This window comes from Methylorubrum sp. B1-46, assembly GCF_021117295.1.
Taxonomy (GTDB): domain Bacteria; phylum Pseudomonadota; class Alphaproteobacteria; order Rhizobiales; family Beijerinckiaceae; genus Methylobacterium.
The window spans coordinates 1-14,205 of the sequence record NZ_CP088247.1 but is presented as its reverse complement, the minus strand read 5'-3'; the positions used below and the strand labels follow the sequence as shown (position 1 = coordinate 14,205).

The 14,205-nt window shown below is 68.5% G+C and carries 11 protein-coding genes; 2 read left to right on the top strand and 9 right to left on the bottom strand.

Annotated features, from left to right (window positions below; all coding sequences use genetic code 11):
* Positions 1-31: 31 nt before the first annotated feature.
* The 6 genes from LPC10_RS00055 to recQ form a co-directional block, all read right to left on the bottom strand.
* On the bottom strand, positions 32-268 hold the full coding sequence (locus tag LPC10_RS00055) for a BolA family protein (RefSeq protein WP_108938254.1): 237 nt from the start codon (positions 266-268) through the stop codon (positions 32-34).
* A 27-nt stretch (positions 269-295) separates the two neighbouring features.
* Entirely contained in the window at positions 296-2,521 is a 2,226-nt protein-coding gene (purL, locus tag LPC10_RS00050) for a phosphoribosylformylglycinamidine synthase subunit PurL (RefSeq protein ID WP_231344951.1), read from the bottom strand.
* 190 nt (positions 2,522-2,711) lie between these two features.
* Positions 2,712-3,896, bottom strand: a complete 1,185-nt coding sequence (locus tag LPC10_RS00045) for a hydrolase (RefSeq protein WP_231344949.1) — start codon at positions 3,894-3,896, stop codon at positions 2,712-2,714.
* Between the two features lie 201 nt (positions 3,897-4,097).
* Positions 4,098-6,281 (bottom strand): ATP-dependent RecD-like DNA helicase, encoded by a 2,184-nt coding sequence (locus LPC10_RS00040; protein WP_231344947.1) that lies wholly within the window; start codon positions 6,279-6,281, stop codon positions 4,098-4,100.
* A gap of 121 nt (positions 6,282-6,402) precedes the next feature.
* Positions 6,403-7,089, bottom strand: a complete 687-nt coding sequence (locus LPC10_RS00035; RefSeq protein WP_231344945.1) for a trna delta -isopentenylpyrophosphate transferase — start codon at positions 7,087-7,089, stop codon at positions 6,403-6,405.
* Between the two features lie 367 nt (positions 7,090-7,456).
* Positions 7,457-9,304, bottom strand: coding sequence for a DNA helicase RecQ (gene recQ, locus LPC10_RS00030; RefSeq protein ID WP_231344944.1), 1,848 nt, complete (start codon positions 9,302-9,304; stop codon positions 7,457-7,459).
* A 100-nt stretch (positions 9,305-9,404) separates the two neighbouring features.
* Between recQ and LPC10_RS00025 the strand changes: the two genes are divergently transcribed.
* Together LPC10_RS00025 and LPC10_RS00020 are read left to right on the top strand one after the other, a co-directional pair.
* Positions 9,405-9,644 carry a type II toxin-antitoxin system VapB family antitoxin gene (locus LPC10_RS00025; protein ID WP_231344943.1) on the top strand — a complete coding sequence of 80 codons (240 nt, stop codon included), beginning with the start codon at positions 9,405-9,407 and terminating at the stop codon, positions 9,642-9,644.
* Positions 9,644-10,048, top strand: coding sequence for a type II toxin-antitoxin system VapC family toxin (locus tag LPC10_RS00020; protein WP_231344942.1), 405 nt, complete (start codon positions 9,644-9,646; stop codon positions 10,046-10,048). Before LPC10_RS00025 ends, LPC10_RS00020 begins: the two co-directional genes overlap by 1 nt.
* A 2-nt stretch (positions 10,049-10,050) precedes the next feature.
* Here the strand turns inward: LPC10_RS00020 and recF are convergent, their stop codons facing one another.
* The 3 genes from recF to dnaA all read right to left on the bottom strand — a co-directional run bounded on the left by recF (position 10,051) and on the right by dnaA (position 14,205).
* Positions 10,051-11,205: a DNA replication/repair protein RecF gene (gene recF / locus LPC10_RS00015; RefSeq protein WP_231344941.1), complete on the bottom strand. Its 1,155-nt coding sequence runs from the start codon at positions 11,203-11,205 to the stop codon at positions 10,051-10,053.
* 41 nt (positions 11,206-11,246) lie between these two features.
* Positions 11,247-12,368 carry a DNA polymerase III subunit beta gene (gene dnaN / locus LPC10_RS00010; protein ID WP_231344940.1) on the bottom strand — a complete coding sequence of 374 codons (1,122 nt, stop codon included), beginning with the start codon at positions 12,366-12,368 and terminating at the stop codon, positions 11,247-11,249.
* Positions 12,369-12,699: 331 nt separating this feature from the next.
* The gene (gene dnaA / locus LPC10_RS00005; protein ID WP_231344939.1) at positions 12,700-14,205 is read right to left on the bottom strand and encodes a chromosomal replication initiator protein DnaA; all 1,506 of its coding nucleotides are present in this window, start codon (positions 14,203-14,205) and stop codon (positions 12,700-12,702) included.

The following is a 14,205-nucleotide window of genomic DNA, read 5'->3' as shown; positions in this document are numbered from 1 at the left end:
TCAGACCTGTCCGCCCGATTTCAAGATCGGCTCAATCCTGCGGAACCCCGGTGGTCAGCGCAAGGGCGTGGAGCACGCCCCCCATCCGTCCCTGGAGCGCGCCGTAGACCATCTGGTGCTGCGCCACGCGGGTCTTGCCCTTGAAGGCGGAGGAGATGACGGTCGCGGCGTAGTGGTCGCCGTCGCCCGCCAGATCCTTGATCTCGATTTGGGCGTCGGGCAGCGCCTCGCGGATCATCGACTCGATCTCGCGCGCATCCATGGGCATCGGGGCTCTCCGCTCGCTCTCGTCTCGTTACGCCGCCGGAGCGGCCGGCTGGCTCGCCATGTAGGCCGGGAACCAGCCCTCGTGCGCGGCCTTCAACTCGGCCACGGATATCGTCTCCTCGCCCGGCAGCACCAAGCTGTCGCCGCCGACGATACCGACAGTCGCCGCGTCGATCCCCTGCGCCGAGGCGCTGTAGAGGAGGTCGGCCGCCGCTTCGGCCGGCACCGCGATCAGGTAGCGGGCCTGGTCTTCGCCGAAGAGGTAGGCATGGGCCGGAACGCCATCCGGCGCAGCGGGCAACGCCGCGCCGATCCCGCCGGCCATCGCCATCTCGGCGAGCGCCAAGGCGAGGCCGCCGTCGGAAAGGTCGTGGACCGTGTCGGCGATGCCGGAGGTGATCAGGCTGCGCACGAAATCGCCGTTGCGACGCTCGACCGCCAGATCGACCGGGGGCGGCGCACCTTCCTCGCGGCCGGCGATTTCCGAGAGATAGAGCGACTGGCCGAGCCAGCCCTCGGTCCGGCCGATCAGCACCAGCACGTCCCCCTCACGCTTGAGTGCGACCGTCGCGTGCTGCTCCACGTCGTCCAGGACGCCAACGCCGCCGATGGTCGGGGTCGGCAGGATGCCGACGCCGTTGGTCTCGTTGTAGAGCGAGACGTTGCCGGACACGACGGGGAAGTCGAGGGCAAGGCAGGCCTCGCCGATGCCCTTCAGGCAGCCGACGAGTTGGCCCATCACCTCGGGCTTCTCCGGATTGCCGAAGTTGAGGTTGTCGGTGATGGCGAGCGGACGTCCGCCGACGGCGGTGATGTTGCGCCACGCTTCCGCGACCGCCTGCCGGCCGCCCTCGACCGGATCGGCCTCGCAGTAGCGCGGCGTCACGTCGGTGGTGAGCGCGAGGCCCTTCGGGCCGTCCTCGACCCGGACGATGGCCGCGTCGCCGCCGGGCTTCTGCACGGTGTTGCCGAGGATGAAGTGGTCGTACTGCTCGTAGACCCAGCGCTTCGAAGCCAGTTCCGGCGAACCGATCAGGCGCTTGAGCGCGTCCGCGTTCGGCAGCCTCGCCTCGACGCTCGCGGCGGCGATCACCGGCTGATGCGTGTTGGCAATGTGCGGCCGGTCGTAGAGCGGCGCCTCGTCGCCGAGCTCCTTGATCGGCAGGTCGGCGACGGTCTCGCCGTTATGCTTGATGACGAAACGCAGCGTGTCGGTGGTGTGGCCGATGACGGCGAAGTCGAGCCCCCACTTCACGAAGATCGCTTCCGCCTCGGCTTCCATGCCGGGCTTGAGCACCATGAGCATGCGCTCCTGGCTCTCCGAGAGCATCATCTCATACGGGGTCATGCCCTCCTCGCGGGTCGGCACCTTCTCCAGATGCAGCTCCACACCGAGATCGCCCTTGGCGCCCATCTCCACCGCCGAGCAGGTCAGGCCGGCCGCGCCCATGTCCTGGATCGCGATGACGGCGCCCGACGCCATCAGTTCGAGGCAGGCTTCGAGCAGGAGCTTCTCGGCGAAGGGGTCGCCGACCTGCACGGTCGGCCGCTTCGACTCGCTCGACTCGTCGAACTCGGCCGAGGCCATGGTCGCGCCGTGGATGCCGTCGCGGCCCGTCTTCGAGCCGAGATAGACGATCGGGTTCCCGACGCCCGTGGCCGCCGCGTAGAAGATCGCGTCGGTGCGGGCGAGGCCGACCGCCATGGCGTTGACGAGGATGTTGCCATCGTAGCGCTTATGGAAGCCGACGAGGCCGCCCACCGTCGGCACGCCGAAGGAATTGCCGTAGCCGCCGACGCCCGCGACGACGCCGGAGACGAGGTGGCGGGTGCGCGAATGGTCCGGCGAACCGAAGCGCAGGGCGTTGAGCGCCGCGATCGGCCGCGCGCCCATGGTGAACACGTCGCGCAGGATGCCGCCGACGCCGGTCGCCGCACCCTGGTAGGGCTCGATGAAGCTCGGGTGGTTGTGGCTCTCCATCTTGAAGACGCAGGCGAGGCCGTCGCCGATATCGATGACGCCGGCATTCTCGCCCGGCCCCTGGATCACGTGGGGACCTGAGGTCGGCAGGCCGCGCAGGTGCTTGCGCGAGGATTTGTAGGAGCAGTGCTCGTTCCACATCGCCGAAACGATGCCGAGTTCGGTCAGCGTCGGCTCGCGACCGACGAGCGCGCGGAAGCGCTCGTACTCATCGGGTGTCAGGCCGTGCTGCCGCACCAGCTCGGGCGTGATCGGAACATCGTTGCGAAACATCCGAAGGCTCTATCCCAAACCTCCGTCGCAGGTCGATCCGGCGCTGGCCGGAAACGGTCCATGGCGGACCGGATAGGTTCGCTGCGACGCGAATTGACTTTGCGCTTCGCTCTAGAGCGGATCAGCACCGGCTGCCAAGGGCAGGTGCCAATCCGGTCGGGTTGCGCACAAGCTGGTTCGACCTTTTCTTTTAGGTCAATTCCGGGCTCGTCGCTTCGACACGCCGCTTCCGACAGCGTTCGACCGCCTCATGAACCGGCTCCGCCCCGGCCACGAAGGCGATGTAGTCGAAGACATTCCGGGATCGGCTCGACATCAGGAGCTGGAAATGCATGCGGAACAGGTTCCAGCGCCGCCGCGCCACGAGCGCCGGCTCGATAAGATCCTCGATCTCGACGCGCATCACCGCGAAGCGGTCGCGGGGTGGTGGCGGCAGGCCCGAGGCGCTGACCGGGTCGCGCAGGTGGATCGAGAGCCAATCCCACTGGGCCCGGACGTCGAGCCAGCCGATCGCCGTCTCGCGGCCGATCCGGTCGAGGGCGGCCCGCGTCGCCTTCGCCTGCGGATCGAGGGTGATCCAAGGAATGACGCTGCCGATGGTCACGAGCGTCACCGGCGTGCCGCGCCGGCCGAAATCGGGATCGGCTTTCAGGATGCGGTCGAGGCATTCGAAGGCGAGAAAGCTCGATGAGGAATGACCGATCACCACGATCTCGGAGGCTCGGCCCTCCGTGGCGCGGATGCGCTCCGCCCACGGCCCCAGACGCTCGCGCATCGCGGTCTCGCGGCCGGAGGCATGGTCGTGGGTGAAGGCGGCATCGTCGACGAGATGGGCGACGTAGAGCGGCTTCCCGCGGGTCAGATGCGTCACGAGCGATAGGATCGCGTAGGCGAGGACCGGGACGAGTGCGATGCGGACCGGCAGCGTCCCCTGCGCCAGAGGCGTCAACGTCACCGCCGCGGTGGCGAGCGCGAGGCTCGCCAGGACGAAGACCCCGTAGAACTGATGGACGCTGACGATGACCCGGTAGAAGCGGCGCGCCTCGCGCTTGAATTTCCGCAGGTAGCCGGAGCGCCACAGCCGCCACCACAATCCCGGCAGGCTCGTCAGACGGCGGAGGTTGGAGCGGGGAAAGCGCTCACGGACGATGTCGTCCCAGCGCAGGAGGCTGTAGCGGACCCGCGTCGCGGCGCCGTCGGCCTCGCTCTCGACATCCCAATCGAGGCTGATGCCGTCCGGCGAGCGAACCGGCTCGCCGACGGTGATCGCCATGCCGCGACGTTCCGCCGTGAAGCGGCTCTCGCGGCGGAACAGCCCCCAATAGGTCTCGGGCTCGCGGGGATCGAAACCCGGCAGATAGAAGACCTGCCGCACCGGCTGCGTGTCGTCGGGATCAGGAATGGCGGGTCGCTCGCCTCGTGAAAGGGCCGGGCACGCCGACCGCGCCGCCCGTTCACCCGCTGCCTACACGATGAGCAAGGCCTGGGGCGAGGGCAAAACGGTTACAACGTTGCGCTTCGAGCATCGTGTTTTCACATCGTCCCGCAAGCCGGTGACCACCTTTCGGGACGATGTTCAGCCCGCTTCGAGCCATTCCCGCAGCTTGGTCCAGCGCCGCCGCGAGGCCGCCTCGCGGATCGCCATGCCGATCGCCCGGCGCTGGCCGACCAGCACCACGAGGCGGCGCCCGCGGGTGACGCCGGTATAGAGCAGGTTACGCGCGAGCATGGTGCGGTGCTGCGTGACCACCGGGATCACCACCGCCGGGTATTCTGAGCCTTGCGCCTTGTGGATCGTGGTGGCGAAGGCCGGCACGAGCGTGTCGAGTTCACCGAAGGGATAGATCACCGGGCGCCCGTCGAAATCGACCACGAGCGCCTCCTCCTCGGAATCGATGGCGCTGACCGTGCCGAGATCGCCATTGAACACGTCGCGGTCGTAGTCGTTGCGCGTTTCCATCACCCGGTCACCGGGAGCGAAGCGCCAGCCGAAGCGCTCAACCTGTGTCGGGGGCGAGGGATTCAGCACCCGCTGCAGGGCGTGGTTGAGGTTGCGGCTTCCGAGCGAACCGCGGATCATCGGCGTCAGCACCTGGATGTCGCGGGCCGGATCGAGGCCAAAGCGCTGCGGGATGCGCCGGGTCACGAGCTCGACGAGTGTCTCGACGCCCTGGTCCGCATCCTCGATTTCGACGAGGTAGAAGTCGCTCGCCTCGCCTTTGGGCGCCGTGACCGGGATCCGGCCGGTGTTGATGCTGTGGGCGTTGACGACGATCCGGCTCTCCGCCGCTTGGCGAAAGATCTCGGTGAGGCGGGCCACCGGCACCCGGCCCGACGCGATCACGTCGGCGAGAATCTGACCGGGGCCAACGGAGGGCAACTGATCGACGTCGCCGACGAGGATCAGGCCGGCATGGTCCGGCACCGCCTTGAGAACGGCGTTCATCAGCGGCACGTCGACCATCGAGGCTTCGTCGATGACGAGGAGGTCGCAATCGAGGGGATTGTCCTCAGTGCGCTGAAAGCCGCCGTTGCGCGGGTCGATCTCCAGCAGGCGGTGAAGGGTGCGGGCCTCCAGCCCGGTCTGCTCGGCCATGCGCTTGGCCGCGCGGCCGGTCGAGGCGGCGAGCAGCACCCGCACGCCCTTGGCCGTAAGGATGCGCAGGATTGCGTCGAGGGTGCTGGTCTTGCCGACACCGGGGCCACCGGTGAGCACGCAGAGCTTGGAGCGCAGCACCAGCCCGACCGCCTCGGCCTGCGAGGCGGAGAGCGTCTTGGCGGTCTTCGCCTCGACCCAGGGGCGAGCCATCGCGAGGTCGATCGGCGGCCAGGGCGGGATGCCGGCGGCGCGCTCGGCGAGCCGCATCGCGATGGCGCGCTCGGCGCCGTGCAGGCCCTTGAGAAACAGGCAGGGCTCGCCGCGCAGCGTATCGGCCACAACCTCGCGACCCTCGCGCAGCGCCAACGCCGCGGCAACGCGGACGAGATCGGGCGCGACGTCGAGGAGATCGGCGGCGAGGCCCACCAGCCGCTCGACGGGCAGGCCGCAATGGCCTTCGTCCATCGCCGTCTGAAGCGCGTAGGACACCCCGGCGGCGAGACGCTGGGGCGCCTCGCGGGCGAGGCCGAGGCGCAGCGCGATCGCGTCCGCTGTCCGGAAGCCGATGCCGCGTATGTCGCGGGCGAGGCGATAGGGGTCCTCGGCCATCACCTTCAGCGCGTCGCCGCCATAGGTGCGGAAGATCCGGGTCGCCCGCGCCGTGCCGACGCCGTGGGCGTGCAGGAAGATCATAATCTCCCGCACCGCCTTCTGCTCGGCCCAGCCCTTGACGATGCGCGCGGCGCGCTTGTGGCCGATGCCCTCGACCTCGGTCAGGCGGGCGGGCTCCGCCTCGATGATCTCGAACACCGCTTCGCCGAAGGCGGCGACGATGCGCTTGGCCATCATCGGGCCGATGCCGCGCATCTGGCCGGAGGCGAGATAGCGCTCGATGCCCTCGATCCCGGTGGGCGGCGTGACCTGGAGCGTGTCAGCACGGAACTGGAGTCCGTGTTCCCGGTCGGTGATCCATCGTCCCGAGGCCGTCAGCCATTCGCCCGCGGCGATGGCGGGGGCGTGGCCCACCACCGGCACGAGATCGCGCTTGCCCCGCGCATGGACCTTGAGGACGCAGAAGCCCGTCTCGGCGCTATGAAATGTCACGCGCTCGACCGAGCCGGCGAGCAGGTCGAGATCGGGCGTCCGGACCGGCGCGTTCATGCTCACACCCTGCCATGGTTTTGAAAGGTCGAGACCTTTCGCGGGTCCAGGGCCAAGCCCTGGGACACGCCGGGACTCCGCCCCGGCACCCCACCGAACGGCGTAGTCCTTCGAGAACCCGTTACGCGGCGCGGCTGCCGCGCCCGGCCTTCTTCGCCGGCGGCCAGCCAAGCGCCCGCAGGCGCGCCTTGGCGTAGTCGCGCACCTCCTCGCGGGTGCCGTGCGGCATGGCGTTGAGGGTGGCCTGAGTGCGCTCGTCGAGCATCAAGTCAGTCACCGCGTTGATCGATTCCGCCTCGTCGATCAGGCGCTTGAGGTCGGCTTCCTGCTCAGTCACCTCGTCGAAGGCCGGGGAGGCGTCGAAATCCTCGTCCACGGCGCGGATCGCCATCGGCTGGTTCTGGCGGAATTCGTCCGCCTCCTCCTCGGAATAGACGAGGCCGTGCAGCTCGATCAGCTTGAGGATGACCCGGTCCTTCGCCCGCTTCTCGGCCATGGCGTAGACATAGGCCGCCTGCCGGCCGGAGACGCGGTAGTTGACGTTGACCAGCGCTTCCCCGATCGACCACTCGACCCGCTCCTCGCCCGCCTTCTCGCCGGGCATGCGGCCGGTGACGAGAATCACCGCCTCGTCGCGCTCGCTGCGCAGGAGGGTTGGCGGGTCGAAGCGGATCTTGGTGTGGGCGGCAATCCGCTCCAAGGTCTTGTGGTAGATGACGGCCGTGCCCTGCACGCGCCAGACATTGCCCGCGAAGGGCTCACCGTAGCGCACGAGGATGTCGGCGATCTGCTTGTCGGCTGTTCTCATGGTTGTCCCCAGGCTGTGGACCGGGTCCGTGGATGGAAGCGCGCCGCCTCGACCGGCGACAGATGTTCGCGTTATGTTCTTTCTGTGGACAATATGTGGATAACCCTTGCATGGCAAGTCCGCCTGCCTGCGACGAGCAGTCCGGCCGAGTCGCGCATCGATCGCGGAGAAGACGAGCGAGCCGAGAACAGGCTGAATCCGACGGTTACCCGGTGGGCGCTCAGGCGTTGCCACACGCCGTCATCGCGAGCGGCAGCGAAGCGATCCAAAGCACGGCATCTCCGGATCGGACGAGCCCCGGATCGCGTCGACACTGCCTCGCGATGACGAAACCGCGCTCAAGGCGAGCGGATAAGGCCCAGGTCCGTCAGCCGGCCTTCTTGGCGTCGTCCAGGAATTCGCGAATCGCATCGGTGAACCGCTCGCCGTAGGCCTCGCGCTTGCGCTCGCCGACGCCGTGGACCGTGCGCAGCGCCCAGAGATCGATGGGCTTCGCGCGCGCCATCTCGATCAGGGTGCGATCGGGAAACACCATGAAGGCGGCGATGCCTTCCGCCCTGGCGATGGTCGCGCGCAGGCCCCGCAGATGCTGGAACAGCGCTTCGTCCGCCTCGCTCAGCGCATTGGCGTCGTCGTCGCGGGCTGCCGGACGGCGGTTCTTCGGCTCGGCCTTCTTCGGCTCGGGATCGGGCCTGACCTCGATCGTCTCGCGTCCGAACAGGATCGTTTCGCCCTTGTCGGTCATGACGAGGCCGCCATAGCCGTCGGTGTTTTCGGCGACCGCCCCGGCCGCGAAGAGCTGGCGCAAGAGCGCGCGCCACGCGGCCACCGGTTTATCGGCGCCGACACCGAAGGTCTTCAGCGCGGCGTGGCCGTTGCGGCGGATTGGCTCGCTCTCCTTGCCATGCACGACGTCGCAGACATAGGCCGCTCCGAAGCGCTGGCCGGTGCGCACGATCGCCGAGAGAAGCTTCTGCGCCGCCACGGTGCCGTCGATGAGCGAGACGCCGCTGCGGCAGAGATCGCAGCGGCCGCAGCGCTCGCTCGCCTCGCCGAAATAGCCGAGCAGCGATTGACGGCGGCAGGCGGCGCCCTCGCACAGCGCGATCATCGCCTCGAGCTTGCGCCGCTCGACCCGGCGGCGCTCCTCCGAGATCTCCTTCTCATCGATCTGGCGGCGGCGCAGCGCCATGTCGTCGAGGCCGTAAAGGGTCAGGGTGTCGGAGGGCAGCCCGTCGCGGCCGGCGCGGCCGATCTCCTGATAGTAGCCCTCGATGTTGGTTGGCATGTCGGCGTGGCAGACGTAGCGCACGTCTGGCTTGTTGATGCCCATGCCGAAGGCGATCGTGGCGGTCATCACCACGCCGTCCTCCTGCAGAAAGGTATCCTGATTGCGCGCCCGCGTGCCCTGGTCGAGCCCGGCATGGTAGGGCAGGGCGTTGAATCCGTCCGCCTTCAGGGTATCGGCGAGTTGCTCCACGCGCTTGCGCGACGAGCAGTAGATGATGCCGCTCTCCGCCCGCCGGTCGCGCAGGAAGCGCTCCAACTGGCGGGTCGGGTTATCCTTCGGCTGGAAGGTCAGCCGGATGTTCGGCCGATCGAAGGAGTGGACGAAGGTCTTGGGGGAACGGCCGGCGGGAAAGAGCCGCTCGGCGATCTCGGCGCGGGTCGCCGCGTCGGCGGTAGCGGTCAGCGCCAGGGTTTGGACGTTGCCGAGTGCTTCGCGGGCGCGGGCGATCTCGCGATATTCGGGACGGAAATCGTGGCCCCATTGCGAGACGCAGTGCGCCTCGTCCACCGCGAGCCGCCGCACGCCGGCCCCGCGCAGGGCCTCCATGCAACCGTCCATCAGCAGGCGTTCGGGCGAGACGAACAGCAGCCGCAGATCGCCTGAGCGGATCTTGCGCCACGTCTCCCGCGACGTCACCTCAGCCACCGTCGAGTTCAGGGTCGCGGCCTCGATTCCGAAGGCATGCATCTGCTGCACCTGATCGTGCATCAGCGCGATCAGCGGCGAGACCACCACCGTCAGGCCCGCATCGACCAGCGCGGGCAGCTGGTAGGTCATCGACTTGCCCGAGCCCGTCGGCATCACCGCGAACACGTCCGCGCCGTCGAGCACGGCGCCAATCACCTCGTCCTGACCGGGACGGAAGTCGTCGTAGCCGAAGGTTTTTTTGAGAGCGGCACGAGCCTCGTCGAGGCGAGCTGTCATCGGGTCACTTGCGAAGGTGGGAACGAACGAAAGACCCGGTCCGGCTTGCGGGCGGATCGTGTAGGCAATAGCTTACGGTTGTCTACACATCGAGGCCAGCATGCCCCTGAACATCCGCAGCGAGGAAGTGAACCGCCTCGCCGAGAAGCTGGCATCGCGGGCGCGCGTGAGCAAGACCGAGGCGGTGCGTATCGCACTCGTCAACGAGCTGGAACGGCAAGAGCGCCGCCTCCCGCTGGAAGAGCGATTGCGGCCTCTGCTCGATCGTCTGGATGCCGTACCCGACACCGGTATCCCCGCCAATAAGGAATTCTTCGACGAGCTGAACGGAGAGCCGTGATGTTCGTCGATGCTTCGGCGATGGTCGCAATTCTGATCGGAGAGCCGCAACGCAGCCTCTTGCTCCAATGTCTGGATCGTGTGTCGGCTCCGATCACCTCCGCCGTGGCCGTGTTCGAAACTGTGGCAGCGGTGACGAGGAGGCGAGTTCAGTCCGCAGAGGCGTCGGAAGCGCAGGTTCATGAATTTCTGAGAGTTGCCGGCATCACGATCGTGCCAATCGGCGAGGCAGAGGGACAAGTGGCTCTCGCCGCCTTCGCCCGCTTCGGCAAGGGCCAGGGCCACCCGGCGCAACTGAACATGGGTGACTGCTTCGCCTATGCCTGCGCCAGGACGCGCAACGTCCCGCTCCTCTTCATCGGCAACGATTTTTCCCAAACCGATATCCCGGCGGCGATGGCCTGACCTCACGTCCCCGCCGCCACGAGGCGCCCATCGGCGACGCCGATCAAATCCGCCCGGCCTTCCAATTCGGCGAACAGGGCCGGGTCGGCGCCCGTCATCCAGACCTGCCCTTCAAGCGCTTCGAGCGCGTCGAACAGCCCGGCGCGCCGCCGCGGGTCAAGATGGGCGGCGACCTCGTCGAGGAGGATGAGCGGCGTGAGCCCGCTCATCGCCCGCACCAGGCGGGCGTGCGCCAGAACGAGGCCGATCAGCAACGCCTTCTGCTCGCCGGTGGAGGCGGTGGCGGCAGGCACATCCTTCGGGCCGTGGCGCACGACGAGGTCGGTCGTCTGCGGTCCGATCAGGGTGCGACCGGCGGCACGGTCGCGGTGGCGGCCCTGCATCAGCGCGCGGCGGAAACGATCCTCCGCCTCCAGCGCCGGCCAGACCGCGACGAGGTCGTCGAGGTCGCCCTCCAGCCGCAGGGAGGCCCAGGGGAAGGGCGCGGCATCGTCCCGTGTCTCGGCGATGAGCCGGTCGAGGCGCTCGACCGTCTCGCGCCGGGCGAGCGCCACGGCGACACCGAGCTCAGCCACCTCGCGCTCGACCGCGTCGAGCCAGCGACCGTCGTCGGGGCGCTCGTCGAGCAGGCGGTTGCGCGAGCGCAGGGCTCGCTCCATCGCGGAAACGCGGGCGCCGTGGCCGGCATCGACGGCGAGCACCAGCCGGTCGAGGAAGCGGCGCCGGTCACCGGCGGCACCGCGGAACAGGCCGTCGAAATCCGGCGTCAGCCAGACGATCCGCAGGAATTCAGAGAAGGCGACGGGGGAGGGAGCAGGCGCCCCGTCGATCCGGCAGACGCGGGTGCCGCGGCTGTCGTAGCCCGGCGGCTCGTAGCCGGAGCCGAGCCGGTGCTCGGCCTCGGCCGTCTCCAGGGTCGCCGAAACCGCGAAGCCGCCCGGCCCGTCGACCCGCGCCATAGTCGCGAGATCTGCCCGGCGCAGGCCGCGGCCGGGACAGAACAGCGAGACCGCCTCGAGGATGTTGGTCTTGCCCGCACCGTTCTCGCCGACCAGAGCCACGAAGCGGCGCGTCGTGGCCAGATCCAGATCGATGTGGTTGCGAAAATCGCGGGCGATCAGTCGGGTGAGGCGCGTGCCTCCCGGCAGGGTGTCCATCGTAAGCGATATATCCGATCCGGCCGGAGCCGGAAGCGGACTCACACGCGCATCGGCATCAGAACGTAGAGCGCCGGCGCCCCGTCGCGGTCCTGGATCAGAGTCGGCGAGCCGGGATCGGCGAGCTTGAACAGAGCGGTATCACCCTGCAACTGCGCGGTGATGTCGAGGAGGTAGCGGGCGTTGAAGCCGATATCGAGGGCGGAGGCCTCGTAATCGACATCGAGCTCCTCGGTCGCAGAACCGGCATCCGGGTTGGTCACCGAGAGGGCGAGCCGTCCGTCGCCCATGGCGAGCTTCACCGCGCGGCCGCGCTCGGACGAGATGGTCGAGACGCGGTCCACCGCCTTGGCGAAGGCGTCGCGCTCCACCGTCAGGCGCTTGTCGTTGCCGGTCGGGATCACTCGCTGGTAATCGGGGAAGGTGCCGTCGATCAGCTTCGAGATCAGGGTCACGCCGCCAGCGAAGGTCAGGCGGATCTTGGCCGGCGACAGCTCGACCTGCACGCTCTCGCCGCCATCGTCCACGAGCTTCTGGATCTCGGCCACCGCCTTGCGCGGCACGATGATGCCCGGCATGCCGCGGCTGCCCTCGGGCGCCTCGGTCTCGACCCGGGCCAGCCGGTGCCCGTCGGTCGCCACCGCCCGCAGCTTGAGCGCGCCCTCGACCTCGACGGTGTGGAAGTAGATGCCGTTGAGGTAGTAGCGCGTCTCCTCGGTCGAGATCGCGAACTGCGTCTTCTCGATGAGTTGCTTCAGTTCGGCCGCAGGGATCGCAAAGGAATGCGGCAGTTCGCCCGCAGCCAAATCAGGAAAATCGCCCTCGGGGAGGGCACCGAGCGCGAAGCGCGAGCGGCCGGAGCGGATCGTCATCTGACCGGTTTCGCCGGAGGTTTCCAGCGAGACCTGCGCGCCGTCGGGCAGCTTGCGCACGATGTCGTAGATGACGTGGGCCGGCACGGTGGTGGCGCCGGCGTCGAGAACGTCCGCGGCGACGGTCTCGGTCACCTCGATGTCGAGATCGGTCGCTTTCAGTTGCAGGCCGTTCTCGCCGGTGCGCAGCAGGACGTTGGAGAGGATCGGAATCGTGTTGCGCCGTTCCACCACCCGGTGGACATGGCCGAGCGATCTCAGGAGGGCCGCGCGCTCGACTGTGACTCTCATCGGAAAACCCGTCGTCTCTTGAACAATCGGCCCGTCCGCCGTCGGTCAGGCCCGAAAACCGCGCGACTCTCTCGAAACGCCCCTCCCGCCATCGCGGCCGGAGGGCTGGTCGGTGACGGAGTGTTTCGCGAGGCGCGCCAGTGCGGAGCGGGTCCGGCAGCTTGGCGAAGCGCTCCCGCGAAGGCAAGGGCGACCTCCGCGCTGTCCCGCCCCTCGAAGGGTCGATCCCCGAGCGTGTCCATCCACGCCGGACCGCTCCCCACTTGGGAGGACACGACCGACGGCTATTGGGAACGGAGCCGGACCGAACCCGGCTCCGCCCCGATCGCCGTCAATCTTGGAGCATCCGCTTCAGCAGTTCGACCTCGTCGCCGAGCACCGCATCCTCGCCGATCTGCTTCTCGATCTTGCGCACCGCGTGCAGCACGGTGGTGTGATCACGCCCGCCGAAGCGGCGGCCGATCTCGGGCAGGGAACGCAGGGTCAGCACCTTCGACAGATACATCGCGATCTGGCGCGGCTTGACCACGGCGGCGGTGCGGCGCTCGGACAGGATGTCGGACCGCGAGACGTTGTAGCGCGAGGCCACCAGCTTCTGGATGTCCTCGATCTTCACCCGCTTCGGCTCGCGGTTCTTCACGAGGTCGCGGATCGCGGTCTCGGCGGTCTCGACGGTGACCGGCGCGCCGGTCAGCGTGGCGTGGGCCAGGAGCCGGTTCACCGCGCCTTCGAGGTCGCGGCCATTGGCCGTGATCGCGCGGGCGACGTAGGCGGAGACGGCCGGTGAGACCTCGAAGTTCGGGTGGCTCTGCCGCACGGCGTCGAGCCGGGCGGAGAGGATCGAGGCGCGCAAGCCCTCATCCAGCCCGCCGATCTCGACGACGAGACCGCCGGCCAGGCGCGAGCGCACCCGCTCGTCGAGCGCCTCCAGCTCCGTCGGCGGACGGTCCGAGGCAACCACCACCTGGCGTCCGGAATCGATCAGGGCGTTGAGGGTGTGGCCGAACTCGGTCTGGATCGACTTGCCCTGGATGAACTGCACGTCGTCGAGGATCAGCAGGTCGATCGCCCGCAGACGCTCCTTGAAGGCGAGCGCGCTCTGTGTCTTCAGGGCATTGACGAAACCGTACATGAAGCGGTCGGCAGTGAGATAGATCACCCGGCGTCCCGCCTCGCGGGCGGCATGGCCGGCAGCGTGGAGCAGGTGCGTCTTGCCGAGACCCACGCCGGCATGGACGTAGAGCGGGTTGTAGAGCGCGCCGTCACCGTCGCTGCGGGCGATCCGCTCCGCCGCCGCGTGGGCCAGGGCGTTGGAGCGGCCCACGACGAAATTGGCGAAGGTGAGCCGTACATCGAGCGGTGCGCCGTTGAGATCGACCGAACCCGACTCGCCGCGGGGCGAGGTGATCTCGGTCTCGACCAGCGGACCCGGTCCCTGGAGAGCGGCGGCCGTCGCAGTAGCATGGAGCCGGTTTAGCGGCCCGCTCGTCGGGTTCGATTTCGCCTGGCTGCCGGCACTCGGGCGGGCCGGCGCGGAGGCCCCCCGCACGCCGACCTCGATGCGGCTGATATCGTCGGCCTCGGCCCGGAAGGTCGTCAGCACCCGATCGAGATAATGCGACTCGATCCAGCTCTTGAGAAACCGGGTCGGCACCGTGAGACGGGCAACGCCGCCCTGAACGTCTTCCAGCTCAAGACGGGCAAACCAGCTCGCGAACACGTCCTCGCCAAGCTCCGCCCGCAGCCGCCGCTTCACCCGCGTCCAGGCCGCGGGGATATCGATGGTCCCCCTGCCGTTTCCGCCATCGCCGTCCGACATGCTGCCGTCGAGGTGCAT

Coding starts and splice junctions, on each gene's coding strand:
- LPC10_RS00055 (WP_108938254.1), bottom strand. CDS start 268: ATGCCCATGGATGCGCGCGAGATCGAGTCGATGATCCGCGAGGCGCTG.
- purL (WP_231344951.1), bottom strand. CDS start 2,521: ATGTTTCGCAACGATGTTCCGATCACGCCCGAGCTGGTGCGGCAGCAC.
- LPC10_RS00040 (WP_231344947.1), bottom strand. CDS start 6,281: ATGAACGCGCCGGTCCGGACGCCCGATCTCGACCTGCTCGCCGGCTCG.
- LPC10_RS00035 (WP_231344945.1), bottom strand. CDS start 7,089: ATGAGAACAGCCGACAAGCAGATCGCCGACATCCTCGTGCGCTACGGT.
- recQ (WP_231344944.1), bottom strand. CDS start 9,304: ATGACAGCTCGCCTCGACGAGGCTCGTGCCGCTCTCAAAAAAACCTTC.
- LPC10_RS00025 (WP_231344943.1), top strand. CDS start 9,405: ATGCCCCTGAACATCCGCAGCGAGGAAGTGAACCGCCTCGCCGAGAAG.
- LPC10_RS00020 (WP_231344942.1), top strand. CDS start 9,644: ATGTTCGTCGATGCTTCGGCGATGGTCGCAATTCTGATCGGAGAGCCG.
- recF (WP_231344941.1), bottom strand. CDS start 11,205: ATGGACACCCTGCCGGGAGGCACGCGCCTCACCCGACTGATCGCCCGC.
- dnaN (WP_231344940.1), bottom strand. CDS start 12,368: ATGAGAGTCACAGTCGAGCGCGCGGCCCTCCTGAGATCGCTCGGCCAT.
- dnaA (WP_231344939.1), bottom strand. CDS start 14,205: ATGCACCTCGACGGCAGCATGTCGGACGGCGATGGCGGAAACGGCAGG.